Annotated in this window: 16 protein-coding genes and 1 pseudogene; 7 read left to right on the top strand and 10 right to left on the bottom strand. The window is 53.6% G+C overall.

From position 1 onward, the window contains the following. Window positions 1–67: 67 nt before the first annotated feature. Entirely contained in the window at window positions 68–910 is an 843-nt protein-coding gene (locus GTU79_RS21890) for an SDR family oxidoreductase (RefSeq protein ID WP_203524750.1), read from the bottom strand. A 194-nt stretch (window positions 911–1,104) separates the two neighbouring features. On the opposite strand from GTU79_RS21890, the gene GTU79_RS21885 reads away from it, so the two are divergent. The 3 genes from GTU79_RS21885 to GTU79_RS21875 all read left to right on the top strand — a co-directional run bounded on the left by GTU79_RS21885 (window position 1,105) and on the right by GTU79_RS21875 (window position 3,192). After that, entirely contained in the window at window positions 1,105–2,046 is a 942-nt protein-coding gene (locus GTU79_RS21885) for an AraC family transcriptional regulator (protein WP_214513360.1), read from the top strand. 229 nt (window positions 2,047–2,275) lie between these two features. After that, window positions 2,276–2,902, top strand: a complete 627-nt coding sequence (locus tag GTU79_RS21880; protein WP_132926317.1) for a glycoside hydrolase family 19 protein — start codon at window positions 2,276–2,278, stop codon at window positions 2,900–2,902. Next, entirely contained in the window at window positions 2,902–3,192 is a 291-nt protein-coding gene (locus GTU79_RS21875; protein WP_132926319.1) for a hypothetical protein, read from the top strand. The genes GTU79_RS21880 and GTU79_RS21875 overlap by 1 nt, the downstream gene beginning before the upstream one ends. Window positions 3,193–3,394: 202 nt before the next feature. Here GTU79_RS21875 and GTU79_RS21870 read toward each other — a convergent pair whose 3' ends face one another. Further along, the gene (locus tag GTU79_RS21870; protein WP_203524748.1) at window positions 3,395–4,951 is read right to left on the bottom strand and encodes a DHA2 family efflux MFS transporter permease subunit; all 1,557 of its coding nucleotides are present in this window, start codon (window positions 4,949–4,951) and stop codon (window positions 3,395–3,397) included. A gap of 95 nt (window positions 4,952–5,046) precedes the next feature. Here GTU79_RS21870 and GTU79_RS21865 point away from each other — a divergent pair, with 95 nt between their 5' ends. After that, complete coding sequence (locus GTU79_RS21865) at window positions 5,047–6,003, top strand: GlxA family transcriptional regulator (RefSeq protein WP_203524747.1); 957 nt, start codon at window positions 5,047–5,049, stop codon at window positions 6,001–6,003. A 427-nt stretch (window positions 6,004–6,430) separates the two neighbouring features. On the opposite strand, the gene GTU79_RS21860 is transcribed toward GTU79_RS21865, so the two are convergent. The 5 genes from GTU79_RS21860 to phnA are packed head-to-tail and all read right to left on the bottom strand — an operon-like array spanning window position 6,431 to window position 13,151. Then, window positions 6,431–7,717: an ABC transporter substrate-binding protein gene (locus GTU79_RS21860; RefSeq protein ID WP_203524746.1), complete on the bottom strand. Its 1,287-nt coding sequence runs from the start codon at window positions 7,715–7,717 to the stop codon at window positions 6,431–6,433. A 31-nt stretch (window positions 7,718–7,748) separates the two neighbouring features. Then, a complete protein-coding gene (locus GTU79_RS21855) occupies window positions 7,749–9,521 on the bottom strand; it encodes an ABC transporter permease (protein ID WP_214513359.1) in 1,773 nt (590 codons plus the stop codon). Next, the gene (locus GTU79_RS21850) at window positions 9,518–10,618 is read right to left on the bottom strand and encodes an ABC transporter ATP-binding protein (protein WP_203524744.1); all 1,101 of its coding nucleotides are present in this window, start codon (window positions 10,616–10,618) and stop codon (window positions 9,518–9,520) included. Before GTU79_RS21850 ends, GTU79_RS21855 begins: the two co-directional genes overlap by 4 nt. A 2-nt stretch (window positions 10,619–10,620) precedes the next feature. Beyond that, complete coding sequence (locus GTU79_RS21845; protein ID WP_203524743.1) at window positions 10,621–11,898, bottom strand: alkaline phosphatase family protein; 1,278 nt, start codon at window positions 11,896–11,898, stop codon at window positions 10,621–10,623. After that, window positions 11,898–13,151: a phosphonoacetate hydrolase gene (gene phnA / locus GTU79_RS21840; protein ID WP_132926338.1), complete on the bottom strand. Its 1,254-nt coding sequence runs from the start codon at window positions 13,149–13,151 to the stop codon at window positions 11,898–11,900. Before phnA ends, GTU79_RS21845 begins: the two co-directional genes overlap by 1 nt. A 134-nt stretch (window positions 13,152–13,285) precedes the next feature. Here phnA and GTU79_RS21835 point away from each other — a divergent pair, with 134 nt between their 5' ends. Continuing rightward, a complete protein-coding gene (locus tag GTU79_RS21835; protein ID WP_203524742.1) occupies window positions 13,286–14,236 on the top strand; it encodes a sugar-binding transcriptional regulator in 951 nt (316 codons plus the stop codon). A 105-nt stretch (window positions 14,237–14,341) separates the two neighbouring features. Here the strand turns inward: GTU79_RS21835 and GTU79_RS21830 are convergent. Beyond that, window positions 14,342–14,991: pseudogene (locus GTU79_RS21830) on the bottom strand (DeoR/GlpR family DNA-binding transcription regulator). 486 nt (window positions 14,992–15,477) lie between these two features. Here GTU79_RS21830 and GTU79_RS21825 point away from each other — a divergent pair. Both GTU79_RS21825 and GTU79_RS21820 read left to right on the top strand, forming a co-directional pair. Then, window positions 15,478–16,968, top strand: coding sequence for a xylulokinase (locus GTU79_RS21825; protein WP_203524740.1), 1,491 nt, complete (start codon window positions 15,478–15,480; stop codon window positions 16,966–16,968). After that, window positions 16,968–18,479 (top strand): M81 family metallopeptidase, encoded by a 1,512-nt coding sequence (locus GTU79_RS21820; protein WP_214513358.1) that lies wholly within the window; start codon window positions 16,968–16,970, stop codon window positions 18,477–18,479. The genes GTU79_RS21825 and GTU79_RS21820 overlap by 1 nt, the downstream gene beginning before the upstream one ends. A gap of 115 nt (window positions 18,480–18,594) precedes the next feature. Here GTU79_RS21820 and GTU79_RS21815 read toward each other — a convergent pair whose 3' ends face one another. Next, entirely contained in the window at window positions 18,595–19,392 is a 798-nt protein-coding gene (locus GTU79_RS21815) for a DeoR/GlpR family DNA-binding transcription regulator (protein ID WP_132926348.1), read from the bottom strand. A 327-nt stretch (window positions 19,393–19,719) separates the two neighbouring features. Beyond that, window positions 19,720–20,559 (bottom strand): ABC transporter permease, encoded by an 840-nt coding sequence (locus GTU79_RS21810; RefSeq protein WP_214513357.1) that lies wholly within the window; start codon window positions 20,557–20,559, stop codon window positions 19,720–19,722. Window position 20,560 lies beyond the last annotated feature (1 nt).

The following is a 20,560-nucleotide window of genomic DNA, read 5'->3' as shown; positions in this document are numbered from 1 at the left end:
CTGCCTCACCTTATTGACTCAGGGTATGTGTGTCGGCAGTCTGAGCCTCCGATAATGATTCCGGCCATCATTCGGTGAAATCCGTGGCTTGCGAAGCGCTCTTCCAGGCCGCCAGATCCCCGCTGACGGCCTTTAGTTTCTCCTCGGCCAGCTCATTGGCTATCTGACCCGCGAACAGGTGAACAGGCGGTTGCGCCGCACCGGCCGCTTGTATGATGAGCAACGCCAGTTTTTCCGGGTCGCCCGCCTGCTTGCCATCCAGCCCGTTCAGGTGCAATTCCAGCGATGCCTGGGCGGCGGCGTAGTCGGCAATGGCGTGCTGAGCCACCACCAGGCTTTCCCGTGACAGGAATCCGGTGCGCACCGGGCCGGGATACACAACTGTCGCTTTGATACCCAGTTCAGCCACTTCCGCCGCCAGGGTTTCGGTCAGCCCGGCCAGCGCGAACTTGGTGGCGACATAACTGCCCCAGCCCGCATAGCCGCCCTGAAACCCCACGATAGACGCCACGTTGAAGATGTGTCCGCTGCGCTGCTTGCGTAACTGCGGCAATGCGTGGCGAAGCACATGCAGCGGCGCGAACACATTGACGTCGAAATTACGGCGTAGTTCCGCATCCGTCAGGGCTTCAATCGTACCTTGCTGACCGTAACCCGCATTATTCACCACCACGTCTATGCTGCCGAATACTCCGATGACTTTTTCGATAGCGGCCTGCACGCCAGGCTCGGACACCAGATCAACCTCAAGGGCGAGGAAGCGGTCGCTATCCGCCCCCAGCGCCTGGCGCAAACTCTCCATGGTGCGCGAGGTGGCGGCAACCGCATCACCACGCGCCAGTACCTGACGCGCCAGCGATAAACCAATGCCGCGAGCCGCGCCGGTAATCAGCCAGGTTTTATTGCTCATGTCTTATCTCCTCTGAAACAGGCTGAAAAATGAAAATCTCGTTAACGCCACCATGCTAAACAGAGCGGGGCAGGTAAAATAGGCGTATTCTTATCCTATGATTGCCTGTTTCTATTCAAAGGATTCACTTTCCAGGGGATAAACGGCAATGCGATTGCTTGATTGTAACTGGCAATAAAGAGAGGAGATGCCGGATGTTCGATGAGATGGTGTCACTGATTGGCGACCTCGCCCCGAACGAGGGCTATACCCGCTCATTGCTGGAGGATGTGCGTTTCATGCGCTCCAACCGCCCCCTGGGCCGCACGCCGGTGATCTATGAACCGAGCATTGTGATTGTCTGCCAGGGCCATAAGCGCGGCTACCTGGCGGACAAGGTATATTTTTACGACAAGCAGCATTATCTGGTGCTTTCGGTGCCGCTGCCGTTTTCCACCGAAACGGAAGCCAGCCCGCAGGAACCTTTGCTTGCGGTGACGGTTTCGCTGGACAGAACGGTGTTATCGGAACTGGTGATGTTGCTGGACACCCCGGATTCTCCGCCTAACGCCGCACCCGAAGGAATCATCTCAACGCCCCTTGATGCCCCGCTGGCGGATACGACATTACGCCTGCTGCGGGCGCTGTCCTCGCCGCAAGAGGCAAAGGTCATCGGTCCGCAGCTGGTGCGTGAGCTGTATTATCGAGCGTTGGTGGGGGAGCGCGGCGGCGCGATAAGGGCGGCGCTGGTCAATCAGGGGCATTTTGCCAACATCGCCAGAGTGTTGCAGCGCATTCATCTGGATTACCCGCAGCCTTTGCCTATTGATATCCTGGCAAGCGACGCCGGCCTGAGCGTGCCCGCTTTCCATAAACATTTTAAAGTGGTGACCGGCACGTCGCCTTTGCAATACATCAAGTCCGTACGCCTGAATCAGGCGCGTTTATTGATGATTCGCGATAATATGACGGCTGCTTCGGCGGCGTTCAGGGTGGGTTATGAAAGCCCTTCGCAATTTAATCGCGAGTTTCGGCGTTTCTTTGACCGCAGTCCGGGAGAAGAAGCGCGGGAAATGAAAGCGGCATTTTCCTTTTGCCGCCGGTATAAACCCTGGCTGCAGACCGCAGACCGGGGCGCGCTTTATTTAAACATTTAAATCAATCGGGCCGGATTGCCGGCACAAGTCCCCTTCACCGTCACGGGTTTCACGACTATATTCCCCGCACTATTCATCGACCCGCTGCTAATTGCTGCACTGATGCTATTTATTGCGATTGCCTTTGGCTTGCCGGCACTGATATTTATTCAGGTAAAGAGTTTCGCACAAAAATAAAAGCCGCCCGGAACCGCCGAAATGGCTAAGCACGATGTGGAGGGGGATAACAATGAATCAAGATGATTTTCGTTTTGCGGCTAACATTACCCCTTCCCTTGCCGCCCGTTGGTTTATACCCTTAACTGACACCATGAATAAGTTCGGTATCGATACGGGCTTACGCCAAGCGGCATTCATTGCTCAAATTGGAACGGAGTCAGCCGGATTTACCAGGCTATCCGAATCTTTTAATTATTCTGTCGTCGGATTATCGATATTTGGCAACAGATTAACCGCCGCGCAGCGTGAACAGCTCGGTCGTAAGGAAGGGGAGCCGGCTTTATCTCCCGAGCGGCAGATGGCAATCGCAAATATCGTTTACGGTGGCCGCTACGGTAACCAGTTGGCCGGCGATGGCTGGCGCTATCGTGGCCGGGGGCTCAAACAGGTCACCTTTCATGATAATTACCTTGCCTGCGGTCAAAAACTCCACCTGGACCTGGTTGCCGACCCTGACTTACTCCTCGAAGACGTGAACGCTGCTCAATCCGCTGGGTGGTTCTGGGATGCCAATGACTGCAATGCATTCGCCGATCTCAAGGACATGCTGGGATTAACGAAACGTATCAACGGTGGAACTAACGGTCTCAACGATAGGCAGGCCCGGTATCAAACCGCCTGCAAGGTGCTGCTATAATGCCAATCCTCGACGTATTCAATAGCACGGGCGACGGACAGCCCTCTTTAAGCAAATGGATGAAAGGCCTTGGCTTCATCGCCGTCACCGCGGTGTTGGGTTGGGAAGCGTATAGAGGCACCCTGACCGACACGATGCTTATTGCTTATTTTGCCGCGGTTATTGCAGATGACCAGATAGGAAAAAGGCAAAATATTCATCACGATCTCGAAAAAAAGCGCATTAATACCGTCGGCGATGCCATAACGCCACCGGACGGTCCCCGTGACGGTGATATTTCTCGTCAATAAGACAGACTAAGAAGCCGTTGCGGAGAGCGGCTTAAAGTCCTGCATTGACTGCCAGCGAATAACGCCCAAGGCGGGAGAACCAGTGTATAAAAATCAAGTATCAACTTACATCACTACTTGCTGCCGCTGGTGAATCCGGTGTCGGTTTAACTCCCCAAACCGCGTTGGTTCTCATTTCCAGACGAAAACGCCGCAACAGATTTCAGGCATGCGCGTCGTTGATCGAAACTGCTTGGTTTCTCTTGGTCGGTCGCGTGATCCAGACCAGGGGAATGATCAGGATGAAGATACCGGCCGAGAGATAAAAGATATCGTTTAGCCCTAACATGGCGGCTTGGGCGCTGAGCGTGGAATCGAACAGCGTTTGGGCTGACTGGGTATCTGAATGCAGCAGCGCTTTGAGCGCATCGATCTGCTGATTGAATACCGGATTGTAAATGCTCGCCTGCTCGGTGAGGCGGGCGTGATGCAGGACAGTGCGGTTGTTCCACTCGTTGCCGGCCAGCGACGTGCCGACCGCGCCGCAAAACACCCGCGCGAAGTTGGAGAGTCCCGCCGCGGCGGGTAATCGATCGGCCGGTTGGCCGGACAGAATGACTGACGTCAGCGCCAGGAAAAACATCGGCATCGGGATGCCTTGCAAAAGCGTGGGCAAGACCAGATGCCAGGTGTCGATTTCGGTAATATATTGCGAGCGCATCAGGAATACGAACGCAAAGCCGATAAAGCCGAGCGTGGCAATGGTGCGGGCGTCGGTGCGCGGCAACACGCGGCCCATGATCGGCGCCATGATGACGGCGAAAAAGCCGAGCGGCGCGGTCACCAATCCCGCATCAACGGAACGGTAGTTGAGGTATTCCTGCATCCACTGCGGCAGCAACACAAGATTGCCGAAGAACACCCCATAACCCACCGAGATAGCGATAGTGCCGCCAAGGAAGTTGCGCTGTCCGAACAGCCTGAGATCGATAATCGGATGCTCCTCGGTCAACTCCCATACCATGAAGAATGCGAAGCTCACCAGGGCGGTAATGCCAAGGGCAACGATAAGGGGCGATGAAAACCAATCCAGATCTTTGCCTTTATCAAGCACAACCTGCAACGAGGCGACCCAGGTTATCAGCAGGCTGAGACCCACCACATCGATTGGCAGCTTTCTGGTGGCCGTTTCGCGGTCTCGGTAGATTATCCAGGTGACGCCCGCCGCGAAGAGTCCGATGGGAATGTTGATGAAGAAAATCCACGACCAGCTGTAGCTGTCCGTGATCCAGCCCCCCAGCAAGGGGCCGGCGATGGGGCCCACGGTGGCCGTCATCCCCCAGAGGGAAATCGCCATCGCGGACTTGTGTTTGGGATACGAACCCAGCAAAATCGCCTGCGACAGCGGAATCAGCGGGCCGGCCATAACGCCCTGCAGGATGCGCGCGGTGAGGAGCACCGGCATGGTGGGAGAAATACCGCACAGCCACGACGCCACGATAAACAATAAGATCGCGCCAACGAACAGCTTGACCTGACCGATACGCTGCGTGAGCCATCCGGTGAGCGGGATGGATACCGCATTCGCCGCGGCGAACACCGTGATGACCCAGGTGCCTTCGTCCACCGATACGCCAAGGTTGCCCGAAATGTTCGGAATGGCCACATTGGCAATGGACGAGTCGAGCACGGTCATGAACGTTGCGAGCGCTACCGCGATAGAGGCGAGGATCAGCTGGCCGCCATGCAGCGGGGGAGGAAAAGCCTTGGTTGGATTCATGACGTAAACCTTTTGATATTTTCAAAAAGTATGGCTTTAATAACAGGCGGCATAAATGTCATAATTCCGTCGTTTTAAGACAACGGGAGCGTGAGATGGCTGTTCAGAAAGTCGGTTTTGTTTTGTATCCGGGGTTCACACCATTACAGCTCGCAGTGGCGGGTGCCTTCGATATCGCCAATCAACTGGCGGGCGAGAAGCTGTATGAGACCCGGATGATGTCCGAACGAGGCGGTCTGTTGCGAGGCCCGGTCGGCGTGTGGGTGGAGACGGAACCCTTTTCCGACGACTATTTCGACCTGCTGGTGGTGGGTGGCGGCGCGGTGCAGCCGGACTCTGCGGTGATTGAGTTCCTGCGTACCGCACGCCAGAGAAGCAGAAGAATCGCCGGCGTGTGCACCGGTACCTTCGCGCTGGCCGCCGCCGGTCTGCTGGATGGTCTCAGGGTGACCACGCATTGGAAAATCGCCAGAAAGCTCCAGGAGCGCTTCCCATTGGTCCATGTCGAGGAAAATCGAATTTTTATCGTGGACGGTTCTATCTGGACATGTGCGGGAAGCACGGCGGGTCTTGATCTTGCGCTTGCGTTGATTGAGGACGACTTCGGTATCGAGACGGCCCGTGCCATCGCCCGTCACTTTGTTATGTACCATCGCCGGAGCGGAGGGCAAGCGCAATATTCCACCCTGCTTGAGCTGGAACCCAAGTCGGATCGATTGCAGAAAGTGATCACCTACGTTCGCCGTAATTTGGGCAATCGCCTGGGTGTGGAGGAGCTGGCGGCAGTGGCCAATCTCAGCCCCCGGCAATTCAGCCGTACATTTCAGACTGAAACCGGCCAATCGCCGGCGAAGGCGGTGGAAAATATCCGGTTGGAGGCCGCACGGAATCTAATGGAAGACAGTACCCATTCCATTAGCGCTATTGCTCAGCAAACGGGATTTGGCGATTCAGACAGAATGCGCCGCGCCTTTATCAGGGCCTTTGGCCAGTCGCCCGCGATCATGCGGCGTGCCGCGGGGCGCATTGCCGATATCAACGTCGAGCCTTGAAGGCTATTTTTTTGAGGTTAGCTACCGTCCGCCGCGTTATCACTGTCTTGATGGTGAGGATAGCCGCGCTTTCAGACAAATGTTCGGCCTGTCATCATCTTGAATGAAAACACGAAGGCCATTTTAGTGAAATAGCCGGAATGTTTACCGCTGATGATCCGGGTAACTTCAAAATACAGTGGCACCGATTCACACCGGATTCTCCGTTGCAGCCACTTTTGAAGACTATACCCATGTCGCCTTCAAGGTCGACTCCCTTGAGGAGGCAATAAGGGGCAATGACGTCATCCTTGGTCCTTATATCGAGTAAACAGTCGATTCTCTGGCTGCCGCTGCTGATGTGTTTGGCAGGTTGCAAAGGCTACGGTATAGGGCGCGCTTGAGCTTAATGAATTCCGCCAGGGGCATTTCTGGCGGAATATCGCTGTTACCTACACTCAGCAGGCATCAGGGCATTAACATCCTGAACCAGTTTTGGCATGGTATCAGCCGCATTGTCTCGAGCCGTCACTAACGCTTCGGTGTGGTCTTTAATCACTTCAATTATTTTTAGCGAGTTTTCACCCGGGAACGATGCCCATTCGCCTAATACCGGCACCTGCTTCAGGCTGGTGGTATGGTTCGGATGGGACGCGTAAAAGTTGCCGAGCAGGTCTGCTTTCTCAACGGCTATTTTGTTTCCGGGCATATAACCTGTCAGGTTGGCCATTGCGGTCTGGCCTTCAGGACCGGTGACGAATTTAACATACTCCCATGCCGCGGCCTGACGTTTGGTATCGGTAGAAAGCACCATGGCAACGTTTCCGCCCGCCGGTAACCGACCTTGCGCAGCGGCCAGCGGGAAGGGCATCGTTTTAAAGCCGAACGTTCCGTTGATCTGCTTTTCAGCGGCGGCGACATAGGACGTTGAATCCGCCATGATGCCTATCGTACCCGAAACAAATGACTGGCGAGCCTGTCCGAGCGCCAGGTTAGGCATGCCTGACTTTCCAAACGACTCAAGCGTTTGCAGCGCCCATTTACCCGCATCACCGTTAAAGCCGATTTTGCAGCTATCAGGTTGCAGCATGTGTCCGCCTTTACTGGTTATCAGCGTCTGAAACAGCCAGTTGCCGGTCTGCTCCCACTGGTAATAAAGGCCTGTTACCGGCGATTTCGAGTGGCTCTCAATCGCTTTACCGAGTTTGATCAAGTCAGGCCAGGTGCCCGGTAACCGATCTGGATTGCCGCCCGCCGCTTTTACCAGATCGGTATTGACGTAAAGAACCGGTGTGGAAACCGCAAAAGGCAAACCGTATTGCTTGCCTTTCCAGGTCCCAAGCTTAGCCAGCGTCGGGTAATAACCTAATTTATCCAGGCCACCCTCTTTCTTGATGTATGTATCCAGAGGCGCCCCAATACCACGGTCAACAAACAATCCGATTTGGTTGATTCCGTTGAAAGCAACATCCGGCATGCTATGGGTGATTTGCCCGCGCAAAATTTCCTGCGCAGCTTCTTCATATCCTTTTACCGGATTACGAAACTTTATTTCAATATCAGGATGCGTCTCGGTAAAGCGTTTTGCTAATTCCTTCTGTAGGGAATTGAACGTCCCCGGGGTGGTATACAGCACATCAAGCGTTATTTTATCGTCTGCATGGGCTGCCGTAATGCCAGACAAAATAATCGCGCCGGATAAAATGCGGCTGCACACTGAAGCCTGTAAAGACATGGTATTCTCCTGGAGTCATTAAAATAAAAGCTTATTTATTTGCCGATGTTGTCATGCCATCAATAAAACGACGCTGTGCTGCAAGGAAAACGAAAATCAACGGAATAACAATAATTACCGCCCCCGCCATCAGTGGTCCCAGTGACTGACCGGATTCATCATCCCGGAATAATAAGATGCCCAATGCCGGTGTCGAGATTGCCTGGTCGCGAACCGCGATCATGGGCCAGAACAGATCGTTCCAGTGCGCAACTAACGAAAAAATGCCGAATGAGGCGATTGCCGGCGTGCTCATTGGCATGATAATGCGCCAGATAATGGAGAACTCGCTCAGGCCATCCAGTCGCGCAGCCTGAAGAATCTCTTCGGGGATTTTGCGAAAGAACTGACGCAGCAAAAAGATGCCGAAGGCCGAAATCATCCACGGCAGAATCAGCGATGCATAGGTATTGAGGATGCCAAACACATACAGCATTAAAAAGTGAGGGATCGCCAGGGCCTGCGGCGGCACCAGTAAACCAACCAGCACGGCGGAAAACAGGGTATCCCGGCCGCGAAATCGCAGTTTTGCCAGCGCATAAGCGCAGGGCACGCACACGATAAGCTGGATCAGGAAAATCACCGCGCAGACAAAGACGCCATTGGCGAGAAACCGCAACATCGGTACAGAAGTCAACGCCGCACGGTAGTTCTCAAGTCCGAAAAAGTGCGTTGGCCACAAATGGAAATCGTCCGCGAAAATCTCCTGCTGAGGCTTCAGGGACAGGCTCACCATCCAGATAAAGGGGAGCAGGGTAAACAAGGCGGTACACAGCAGAATCACATGCCGCAACACCAGCTTCGGCGAAAGAGACAATGAGGAAAATTTAATCATGAAGTAATGTACCCGCCGCTCAAGGATTTTCGACTGGCCGAGAGTGAGACAGACAACAATCAGCAGATAAACCACGGTAAGCGCCGCGCCGTAGCCGGTTCTCAGGTAGTCAAAACTTTCGGTATAGAGCCGGTGCAGCAGGACTTCCGAGGCATAATTCGGTCCGCCCTGAGTGAGAACACTGACGCTGTCGAACACTTCAAAAGCCCGGCATGCGGTCATTATGCTGACGAAGATCATCACGGGTCCGAGCATAGGAAGGGTGACGGTACGAAGCCTATCGACAATGCCGTCGGCCCCATCAATGGCGGCGGCGTGATAGAGATCCTCTGGAATAGACTTCAGTCCGGAAACAAACAGCACCATGGCGAAGCCAAAGTTTTGCCAGATGCCAATAACGGCAATCACCAGCAGAGCCGTATCTTCATCTCGTAACCAGTTAGGGCCGGTAATACCGAATACCGACAACACGCGATTCACCAGGCCAATGGTGGGATGAAGCATTGACCCCCAGACGATGGCCATTGCCGACATCGTCGACATCACCGGAAGAAAGTGAATCGCACGATAAAAGCCGCGCAGGCTGGGGCTGGACTCGATTAACAGCGCGACGGTCAGGCCCAGAATCAAGGTTCCCGGTACTACGATGGCCACATACAGCAACGTATTTTTCAGCGCCGTCCAGAACACCGGGTCGGAGAATAGTGTGTTGAAATTTTCCAGGCCAATAAACCGGAGCGCCGATGTACCAAACTGCCAGTCGGTCAGTGAGACGACTATCACCACCAGCGCCGGAACGAACAGCAGCACAATCAGTAACAAGGCGGCGGGAAATACCGACAGATAAGCGAAGTGCCGCTGAGCCTGCACCAGCGACTTTTTCGGTGCCTGCCGGTTTGCCCTGGCTGTCACAACGTGTAATTCGCTCATACCGCGATCCGCTCCTTTTCCGTCAGCCGCTTGCCATCGGTATCAAAAACCAGGATCTGGCGCGGATCGAGCATGATGCCCACGGCGTTACCCGGCGAGAGGCGAGGCGAATGCGGGTCACGTCGCACGATAATCCTGCCCGCGCCGTTGATATCGACATGAATGAAAATATCCGCACCGAAGTTCTCAACATTGCTGACCACGCCTTCCAGCACGCCGGTTCCGCTGGTTACAATGGACGCTGATTCAGGTCGAAAGCCAATGCGGTGTGCGCAGGCAAAGCCGTACCTTGCGGCTCCCGGCATAGCGTCAACGGCCAGAATATTAATCTTCGGGCTGCCAATCAGTTCAGCAACCCGGATTTCAGCCGGATTACGATACAGCTCTTCCGGCGGCGCTATTTGCAGGACATCGCCGCCGACCATGACGGCAACGCGGTCGGACATGGTCATCGCTTCAGCCTGATCGTGCGTTACATAGACAAACGTCACGCCAAGGCGGCGATGCAACGCCACAATCTCAGCGCGCATTTGCACGCGCAGTTTCGCATCAAGGTTGGAAAGCGGTTCATCCATCAGGAATATTTTGGGACGACGAACCATAGCGCGGCCCAGTGCCACGCGCTGGCGCTGTCCACCCGATAACTGCCCCGGTTTACGCTGCAAAAGAGGGTCGATATTCAGCATCTTCGCGACCTGGTTCACTTCACCGGCGATAGCACGCTCTATGCTTTTTCGTGCCGGCAGCAGGTAACCCAGCACCGGCAGGCGCTGAATACGACTCAGTCGCTGCATCCTCAGCGGCAGGGCTATATTGTCAAACACCGTGAAATGGGGATAAAGCGCATAAGACTGGAAAACCATCGCGACATCACGTCCGCTTGGGCGGCGCGCATCAATGTTCTCTCCATCCAGTTCAATACTGCCGCTGTCCTGCGCTTCCAGACCCGCCAGGATGCGCAACAGTGTCGATTTTCCGCAGCCGGAAGGACCGATTAATGTCAGAAACTCACCGTCGCGGATATCCAGCGAGACGCCTTTGAGCACGGTGGTTTCTCCATAGGCTTTACCGATCTGACGAATGTTGACGCTCGCCATTTTTACTCCTCACGACTTTCGTGTTGCAGGGCCTGGCCATCAAATGACGGCAGCGGTTTACCCAGGTGGGTGAAAATGGTGGGAGCAATATCAATCACGCAACTGGGTGATGTGCGCACGCTATCCGGGGTAAAACCCTGTCCCGCAGCCATCAGGAACGGCATCTGTTCATAAGTGCCCATACCGCCATGCTGCCCGGCACCGAGGATATCTGCTTTATCCCCCGCGCGTCGGGCCGTGAACCCTTTTCCGGCCACGCCGTAGTCATTTGTTTCGTCGGTGCTGAGCATGGAAACGGCGAATTCCGGGCCTGCCTCAAGGGGGATACCCGCCGACGCAAACTCACAGCGCGAGAACACCTGGCCTGCCCAGGCGCGATCGCGCAGGAAGATCTCAATCTCTGACTTCCTGCCGGACACGTCGGGATGCAGGTAAATCAGTACCGAGGTTCCGTTCGACGCCACAACCACATCATCCGATTCCATGCTGTTTTTCAGACCCGCGCTGACCAGCTCAGCTTCAACATTAATGACCCCATCCACGATTTGGTGACCGTGATCCGAGCCGACCAGCAGCAAAATGTCTTGTCGATCGGCCATGGCCTCAACGGCGGCAATCACCCGCCCCGCGTGACTGTCCGCGCTGCGAAGGATGGCCAGATGTTCGGGTGATCCTAATGGCAGATTGTGCTGGGACGCGTCGGGTTCGCCCATCCAGAGAACGCCCACGGACGGACAATCATGGGCGCTAACCACCCGTGTAATAAACCTGTCGGTCATCACGCTTTCGCCCTCGGTGTCCAGCGCAATGTTGAGCTCGTCAAGCGGAGGAACGGGCTGGCGACCGGGGCCAAATGACCCCGCGCGATGGTAGACATGGCCAAATCCATCCGGATCGTGGGCATAGGCCGCCCCCGGCGAGACATTACTGAAAATCACCACGCCGCCCTCGTCCGCGAGGTGTTCCGCCATCGTCGGAACATGCAAAGAGCGGCCGGTGACGTTGCGCTTGTGCTGGAGAAAATCCGGTTTACCCGCATCATGGCGGACCAGACGGCCATTTTCTGTCAGCACCATGGTATTTCCCGCCATCCCATGACGGGCCGGCCGGCAGCCGGTAGCGATGCTGGCCGATACCACTCGGGTGCAGCTCGGGAACACGGTACGGTGAGCGGAGAACTGCTCGGCACGGCGGGCAAATGCATACAGATGAGGCGTATTTTCCTCACCGATCAAATCCCGACGTAAACCGTCAAGAATGACAACTATGGCGCGGCGCATCAGATAGCCTCGTTCAGTAGTGCGAAGAAGATGTCAAAGTTGCGCAGCCGGTGCGTCGGATCGGCTTTCACCGGGATTGAGGTAATAAAAGGAACGACCTGTTCGGTGAGGCTGCCATGGGAGCGCAGACGAGCACCGGAAAGTTGCGACAGATCGTGGTCGGCTTTGCCGGCTCCCAGAGCCACTCCTTTAATCGCAACAACCGCGATGTCGCCTTCACGATCGTCGGCCACTTCGAACATCAGGCAGGCTTCATCCCGTGGCAGCGCCAGTGCGACACCGGGGATATTGCGGACAAAATTCAGCACGTCATGGATGGCGATATCCGGGGCCATGAGATGAATGCGGATAAACCCGCCCAGCGCACCGTGGTGGCGAACGAACGGGTCGGTAATCGGGCAGATCACCCGGCATTTTCCTGCCCCGAATGCTTCGTCCAGCAGATCTGAAAGGTAAACAATACGCGGATTGCCCCCGGCATCAGCCATATCACTCATGCCATGATCGGCAACGATGCCTAACCGCGCGCCAAGCGACAGCATTTTTCCCAGACGCTGGTCGACGGCCACCATAAATTCGAGTGCTTGAGGATCGTTGGGCGCATGTTTGTGCTGTACATAATCGGATAGCGACAGGTAGCAGATGTCCGGCCGGGTGGTTTCCAGCAATGTGATGCCCGCATCCAGCACGAAGAGTGAAAGATCGGCTGAGTACTGGTCTGGCGCGCTTCGGCCAACAAGCGCTTCGACATTGCCTATGCCGTTCTCTGCTTCGGTGGCGTCGTTGGCTTTTTCAGCAGAGAAAGCAATGCCATCCAGGTCCTTGCCCAGCGCCTTGCGCAGTTTATCTTTCGCCGTGATCGCAACAACCTTTGCGCCCGCACGGGAGAATGCCGAAAGCAGCGTTGGCGCCCGCACCGGGGAGGAGTCAACCATCATGACGTCTTTGCCCGTTTCGCGGTCAAAATAGAAGTTGCCGGAGACGCCATGCACATTCGGCGATACGCCGCACACGATGGAGACGTTATTGGGATTGGTGAAGGTCGGCATGCTGGCCAATGCCTTACCGGCAAAGCCGCTGCCACGCATTTTGTCCAGATTCGGTATCAGACCGGCCTGGCTCGCGGCGTCGATGTATTGGGGATCGCATCCATCGAAACAAACCACCACAGTCGATTGAACGGGCCACTGATATTCACGGCCATTAACAGTGACGGTTTTTTTATCGCTGTAAATATTATTGCATTCTGGCATGGGTATTCTCTCTTATGAAAATCTTGATGGTGGTGAATCTACCATTCATGAATGACACATTTGTGAATTAACGGGAACAAATGTGCTATACTTTCCATATTAGAGACAATACTATGATTATCAGGGAAAAAATTTTGGAAGAAAGTAAAAGCGCTCAGGATGAAAACGCGTTGATTGCGCGGATCTGCTGGCACTACTTCAAAGAGGGTCAGACTCAGGATGTGATTGCGCGCCACCTGAATATCACCCGTAAAAAGGTCAACCGAATCCTGGGTGAAGCGAGAACGTCAGGGTTTGTGCAGATCATTTTGCCCCAGGCCGTTGCTGTGCGCATCGATCTGGAAAACGCCCTTACCGCAAAATTTGGTCTCGGCCGGGTTATCGTCGTCCCGACGCCAATCGAAGGTGATGATGTCAGGGCGATGGTCGGCTCGGCGGCAGGGCAATATATCTCTGAAAATCTGCCGCCATCAGGCACGCTCGGCATAAGCTGGGGAGGCACCATTCATACGGCTGCCCAGAACTTTTTGCCACGACCGGAAGGGGGCGATCGCGTTGTGCTGCTTTGCGGAGGCCTGGCTGAAAGCACCAGAATCAACCCTTATGACAACGCCGCGTCTGTCGCGCGGGCGCTCAATGCAAAATGTTTTTATGTTACCGCACCGATGTTCGCTTCCTCTGAAACGCTACGTGACGCCCTGGTGGCCAGTGAGCCGGTGAGGTCGGTGCTTTCCATGGCAGGCCAACTGGACATGGCGCTCCTGAGCGCTATCGATCTCTCTGAACAATCCAAAGCTCTGGAATATGGCGTCATTGACGAGCCATCACGCCTTTCGCTGATTGAAGCGGGCGCTGTGGGAGATATTTGCGGTCACTATCTGGATGTCCAGGGAAAAAAAGTAAAGCACCCTTTAGCGCAAAAAGTGATCAATCCCTCGATTGAGGATTTGAAAAAAACCGGACAGCTGGTGCTGGCCGCGGGCGGGACCCATAAATACGCTATTATTCTGGCCGCCATCCGTGCCGGGCTTTGTCATGTGCTGATCTGCGATGAAAATGTCGCGAAGGCGCTTTTGGCAGCATGATCTTTATGTTCGCGTTGCTGGCGACCGGTCAAAAGCGTGGCTCCTGGACCGTATGTTTACCCATTCAGCCCGATGAATCGGGCTTTAAAGCTGAAATGATGACGGTCAGGCAATGACTACTTTTAGATCTTTAGGAAAAACGAGATTTTTTATTTTCTGATCAGGATCGGAAGTAAACAGCCAAGATACTTCTTTCCAACCGGCCACTAGCGATGTGGCCCGATTGTTCAATTTATGCCCATCAGCCAGAACGATGGTTTGATTGCTTTGCTTAATCATCTGGCGGGCAATGGCCGCTTCATCCAGATTCTGGTCCATAATTCCCGCGTCCGGACTGACAGCGCCGGCTCCAATTACTGCATAATCAGCATAAAAACTGCTTATAGACTGCAGCGCAATGGAACCTATACATTCCATTTTGGATGTGCCGAATTGTCCACCGATAAGGATCAGATTAGTGGTGCTGTTCTCATGAAAAGATTCGCGATGATGGGTGAATTGGTAATCACGGTCAGGCCATTGATGGAAACTATCTGGCGGGCAAATTCAAGCGTTGTCGTACCAAAGTCGATAAGTAATGAGTCTCCAGGCTTGATCATCCGAGCCGCTTTGATAGCGATGGCTTTCTTTTCATCCTCAGCGAGTTTTGAGCGTTCTTTAAATTCCAGCTCGAAGCCAAACTGGGCGCTGACAGCGCCTCCATGTACTTTCTTGATGTAGCGCAGCTCTTCGAGTTTGTTGAAATCGCGCCTGATGGTCTCCTGGGAAACATCAAAAACTCGGCGAGATCGTTAACGAATACCTGTCCATGCTCTGCGAGCTTATCGAGTATGATATTCCTTCTTTCCGCGCCGTTTGAATAATCCATCAGTGTCCCGCCTGCATAGCTATAACCTGTGAGAAATACATGACACCGGTGCCTGAACGCACCGATAGTTGAACTATTGAATGGCTTGAAAATAGCAGATTCCTGACACGGAAGAATAGGGGAAGTGTGGCTATTATGTGGCTTTGGCCAAAATCTTTCCTTTTGTGAAAGATATGTGCTGTGTCATCACAAAAACCTATGAGTGCCAACGCGTATCTGTCAGTTATTGTGATATTTATGTTGATATTGTGTTTTTTATATCAATAAACACATGTAAACAACAAAAACAATACATCTCTTACTGGCAGGAGGTAACAATGGCGAGTCCGCATTACCCAGCATCAGGAAATCGCGGTAACGACAGGAGGCCATAATGCCTAAGCACATCATGACTTTTGATATCGGTACCTCGTCACTTAAAACTGCGTTGATTGATGAGTGGGGAAAAGTGGTTGCCGAAGGCGGGGCAAGCTATCCGATAAAACAACCTGAAAACGGCTGGGCAGAACAGGATCCTGAGGTTATTTGGAAGCATATTTGTGAAACCAGTCGGGTGGTGATGCGCAAAAGCTCAGTAGCAAGGGATGATGTTCATGGCGTGGTATTCGTCGCGCCATGGAAAAACATTATCTGTCTGAATAATCAGGGAGAAGTTCTGCGCGACAGTATCATCTGGATGGACAGTCGGGCAGTTGTCCAGGCAGAACGCCTGAATAAATCAGCGGGGACATTCGTCGGGACAGGTCAGGAATACTGGCCGCGGCTCATGTGGTTAAAAGAAAACCAGCCGGAGATCTGGCAACAGTCGAACCATATTGTCGGGTTGAATACCTATTTCAAATACAAAGCTACCGGCAACCTTTTCACCGAGCCTTCAGATGATTTTATCCGTTCAGATAATCCTGAGCTGAACGACTATTATCAGCAGGTCCTCAGGGCTGCCGATCTCATGGATGATCTGGATAAATTTCCACTCTCCCGCAAAGCACAGGAGACGATAGGAGTGCTGACGGCAGCCGCTGCCGACGAACTGGGCCTGCGCGGTGATGTGCCTGTCTTCGGCGGTTTTGGTGACCTTGTGGCGATTACGTGGGGGGTAGGGCGCTCTCAGCTGGATGATGTCCATCTCTATTTTGGGACATCATCCTGGCTGGTCAGCATCATCGGTAAACGTTCTGATCTGGACGCGCCATTATATTTCTCAATCGATCGTGAAACGCAAGGGGCTGTTTATGCACTGCAGACCGGTTGCCTGGCGCTGGACTGGCTGGCCAATCAGGTTTACAGGGTCGAACGTACCATACTTGAATCGGACATCTATAACCTCATTAGCAAAGAAGCCGGTCAAATAGCGCCTGGTAGCGAAGGTGTCATCGCCGCGCACTGGCTGAACGGTGAGCTTGCTCCGTTCTCCCAAAACGCCAAAGGTTTTTTCCTGAACCTTTCCATCAATCATGACCGGCGTCATATGGCCAGAGCCATGATGGAGAGCATCTGCTTTACGCATCGCCACAACCTTGAGCGGCTTCATGGACTGTCCGGTCGCCTGCAGAATCATATCCGCGTTGTGGGTGGCGGTGCGGTAAATGATGTCTGGATGCAGATGCTTGCTGACATTCTTCAAATTAAGGTGCAAATCCCGGAAGCTCCCCGCTATACAGGAACGATTGGTGCCTACTACTGCGCGGCAATGGGGCTGGGCTGGCTCAATGATCTGAATACAATGGCAGACAAGGTGGCCATCCAAAAAGAGTTCATTCCCAATCCTGGCAACAAGGACGTCTACGACAACAACTACCGGGTATATATGAAAATTCATTCAGCGCTTAAAGACATCCACCGTGACTTAAACGGAGAGTATTAATGAAGATCCTTATTACCGAATTTCGTCAGGAGAGTAACTCTTTCAATCCTGTCCTTTCTTCCCTCGAATTCTGGAGACAGACGGGAGAATACGAAGGAGAGCGGGTGCGAAAGGAGTTTGAAGGCCAACAATGTGCAATCGGCGGCTTCTTCAAAGCGTTGAATGAGAAAGCCCCGCTTGCTGAAGTGGTATGCGGAACGGTGATGGCCTGCCAGAGCGGCGGGGTAGCTGAAAAGTCCGTCATGGGTCATTACCTGTCAAAAAATATCCCCCAGATTAAAGAAAGATTACCTCTAGACGGCGGTCTCATATCGTATCATGGTGCGTTAATGACAACGGAATATGATGACCCGGAAGGAGAAATCACCCGGCGAATCAGGGTGATTGTGGGAGATAAAACGGTCATTGCCGTTTCGTCCGATCTCCATGCTTATATTTCTGACACGTTAATCAGCAATACCAACATCATACTGGCATATCTGACATATCCTCACGTTGATTATGTCGAGACGGGGTACCGCACAGCCGCGCTGGCGCTGGATGCCATCTCCGGCAAAAGAAAGCCGGTTACGGCCTGGGTGCCTGTTCCGATGATAGCTCCTGCCGCGGCCTATAACACCCTAAAAGGAGCATTCAAGGAGATTATTGACTACGGCAGGAAGCTGGTGGCTGAGGGCCGGCTCATTGATTTTTCTTTCTATCAAATGCAACCCTGGCTTGATATTCCTAAAGCCAATTCCTCTGTCGTTGTGGTTGCTGACAACCGAGAGCAAGCTGAGAAATACGCCAAGGAACTTGCAAGCTTGCTCTACTCAAAACGCCATGATTTCCGTATTAAGCTGACCTCTGTAAAAGAAGTCATTGAACGAGCGCTCAAAGCAGATACAGCAAAACCGGTCATCCTTGTTGATTCGGCTGACTCCTGCAACGCCGGTGCAACCGGGGACAACATGGCAGTTGCCACTGAAATACTCCAATATGGAGCCGGTTTGCGCTCAGCTGTCGTCGTGAACGCACCTGACGCAGCGTTGAAAGCTCATCAGGTCGGTGTGGGCGGGGAGGCTGAATTCATTATCGGCGCATCCCGCGATCCCCGTTCAATGTCTGTTACCCGTCAGGCTCGTGTTAAATCGCTGCACGATGGCGTATTCCGACAGGAAGGTCCGGCTGGAAGAGGGGTGGTCCAACGCATAGGCCGCTCAGCGGTGCTAAGAATCGGCAACCTTGATGTTCTGGTGTGTGAATGGATGGCGGGTAACGGCGATCCTCAACTCTACCGCGCGCATGGTATTGAACCAACGCTGTATGATTTGGTGGTTGTAAAGGCTTCAACGTCCTTCAGAGGAGCTTACGAAAAACTGGCCGGTACCATTTGCGAAGCACAGACGCCCGGCGCTGCCAGTTCTGATTTGAAAAGTCTGCCCTTCACCAGGCTGCCAAAAGACAGCATGTACCCCTGGGCGGATATCACCAATCCGCAATGGGAAGTCGCCTTCACTGCCCCACTTTAATAGCCTTCTGCCCCCGACAGACTGCCCCTTACCGGCGGTCTGCCATCTGCGTCATCTTCCCCGCTTGAATTTGGCAATTTCCGGCAGGCCGCCGCGGTCAATCCGCGGATTACCTTTAATCGATTGCATTGCTGAGTCTCATCCCTTCTGCAGAAACAATACATTCGATGCCGGCATCTTGCAGCGCATTATAGAACGCTTTACCCGGCAAACGGTCCGTGACCAACCGATGGATATCTTTCAATGAACAGAGTGTGAACAGGGCCGAGCGGCCTATTTTGCTGTGATCGGCCAGTACCGTAACCTGTTTTGCCTGAGCGATCATCGCACGCGCGATCTCGGCTTCTTCCAGGTCATAGTCCATGACGCCATTTTCATCCATAGCCCCCACGGTAATCACGGCATCCGACACATGAAACATGGAAATTTGCGCCACGGCAAGCGGGCCAAGATTTTCCGCCGCATCCTCACGGTATTGGCCGCCAATCAAGTACACTTTATGGTTTCCGCTGCTTCGCGCCAGTACTTGCGTAATAGAAACCGAGTTGGTGATAATCGTCAATTCCTTGGCATTGACCGCCAATTCACGGGCGAACGCAAGGGTCGTTGTCCCGGTATCAATGAATATTGAATCATTTTTGTGAAATAACGAGGTTGCCGCGAGGGCAATTGCGCGTTTTTCCTGTGCGTTTTCACTCAGGCGCGCGCTGAACTCGCCTTCCTGGAGCGTATTATCCAGTATTGCCGCCCCGCCATGGAATTTGCGAAGTTGCCCTATGTTTGCCAGATCGGTCAGATCGCGCCGGATGGTTTCCTTTGAAGCACTCAAATGCTCAGCCAAAAAGTCCACGGTGAGTTTATGATGTTCACTAAGTAGTTCTATTATCGCCAAGCGCCTTTGCTCTGGTCGCATCACCCTTCATCTCCACGTTGAAAGAGAAACCCGCATGGTTACATAGCGTTATTCACTCTGACTGAACGGCAAAGAGAGTACGCATGGTATAAAAAATGTCAATCAGGCCAGCGGGCCTTGATTGATAAAATGGATGATCAATGGGGCGATTGGCTCATTAATGAATGTTATATCATGCCGGCGCTCTGGTCTTGCGTCACACTGCCTGTTTCCTTTTTTGGCGAATCAGGCTCAGGCCTTGATCGAGGAGAAGAATACAGATGATTATCAGCCCCTTGTATAAGTCGAGGCTTGACGGATCTATTCCCAGAATACGTAGTGCGGCGGTTAAAGGCTGATTATCAATGCGCCGCATATTACCCCGGCCACCATGCCCCGGCCGCCGAAAAGGCTTGTCCCGCCTATTACCGCCGCGGCTATGGCGTCCAGTAAGAGACTGATGCCGCCGACATTTGGGTTCACAACCGGAATTCGCGCGATAACCACTGTCGCCGTGAAGAAAACAAGTATCGATGAGACCAGGAAAACACACACTTTTTGCCCCCGCACCGAAATTCCCGCCAGTACTGCGCGCTCGGCTGACGAGCCTATGGCATAGGTTTTCAAGCCAAAGGCCGTTCGTTTCGCCAGCCACCAGCACAGTGCTGCGATGATGATAACAAACAGCACGGTGGGCGGGAGAATATAAGCGGACGTAAAGGCACCAAAACGGCGAAGCAAAGGATTCAATACCAGGATAGTGCCGGTCTTTGCCACCATCAGCGTTGCGCCTTGCAGGATAAGCGTAGTCACCAGCGTAGCGATAAATGAGGGCAGTTTAAGGATAGCTACCATCAATCCGTTTATAAGCCCGAAAAAGAGACAAGAAAACAGTCCGACGGCCAAAGACGGCACTAATCCATATCCCGAGGACAATAACGTACCCATGGTGACGGCGCTGAATGACACCAGGTTACCCGCGGACAAATCAATTTCACCCACTAACAGGATCCAGAACATTGCCAGCCCCAATAAAGCAACCGAGGTAGCCTGTAACACGATAATATTCAGGTTGTTAACAGAAACTATCCGGCTGTCGACGCCGCCAAATATCACTAACAGCAACGCCAGCAAAAGCAGGGGGGCGAAATCCAATCCCCATCTGAGCAGTGAACGTTGGTTGATCATG

It is taken from the genome of Sodalis ligni (assembly GCF_016865525.2).
GTDB lineage: Bacteria > Pseudomonadota > Gammaproteobacteria > Enterobacterales > Enterobacteriaceae > Acerihabitans > Acerihabitans ligni.
The sequence above is the reverse complement of the archived record's forward strand: the minus strand, read 5'-3'. Positions and strand labels throughout refer to the sequence as shown.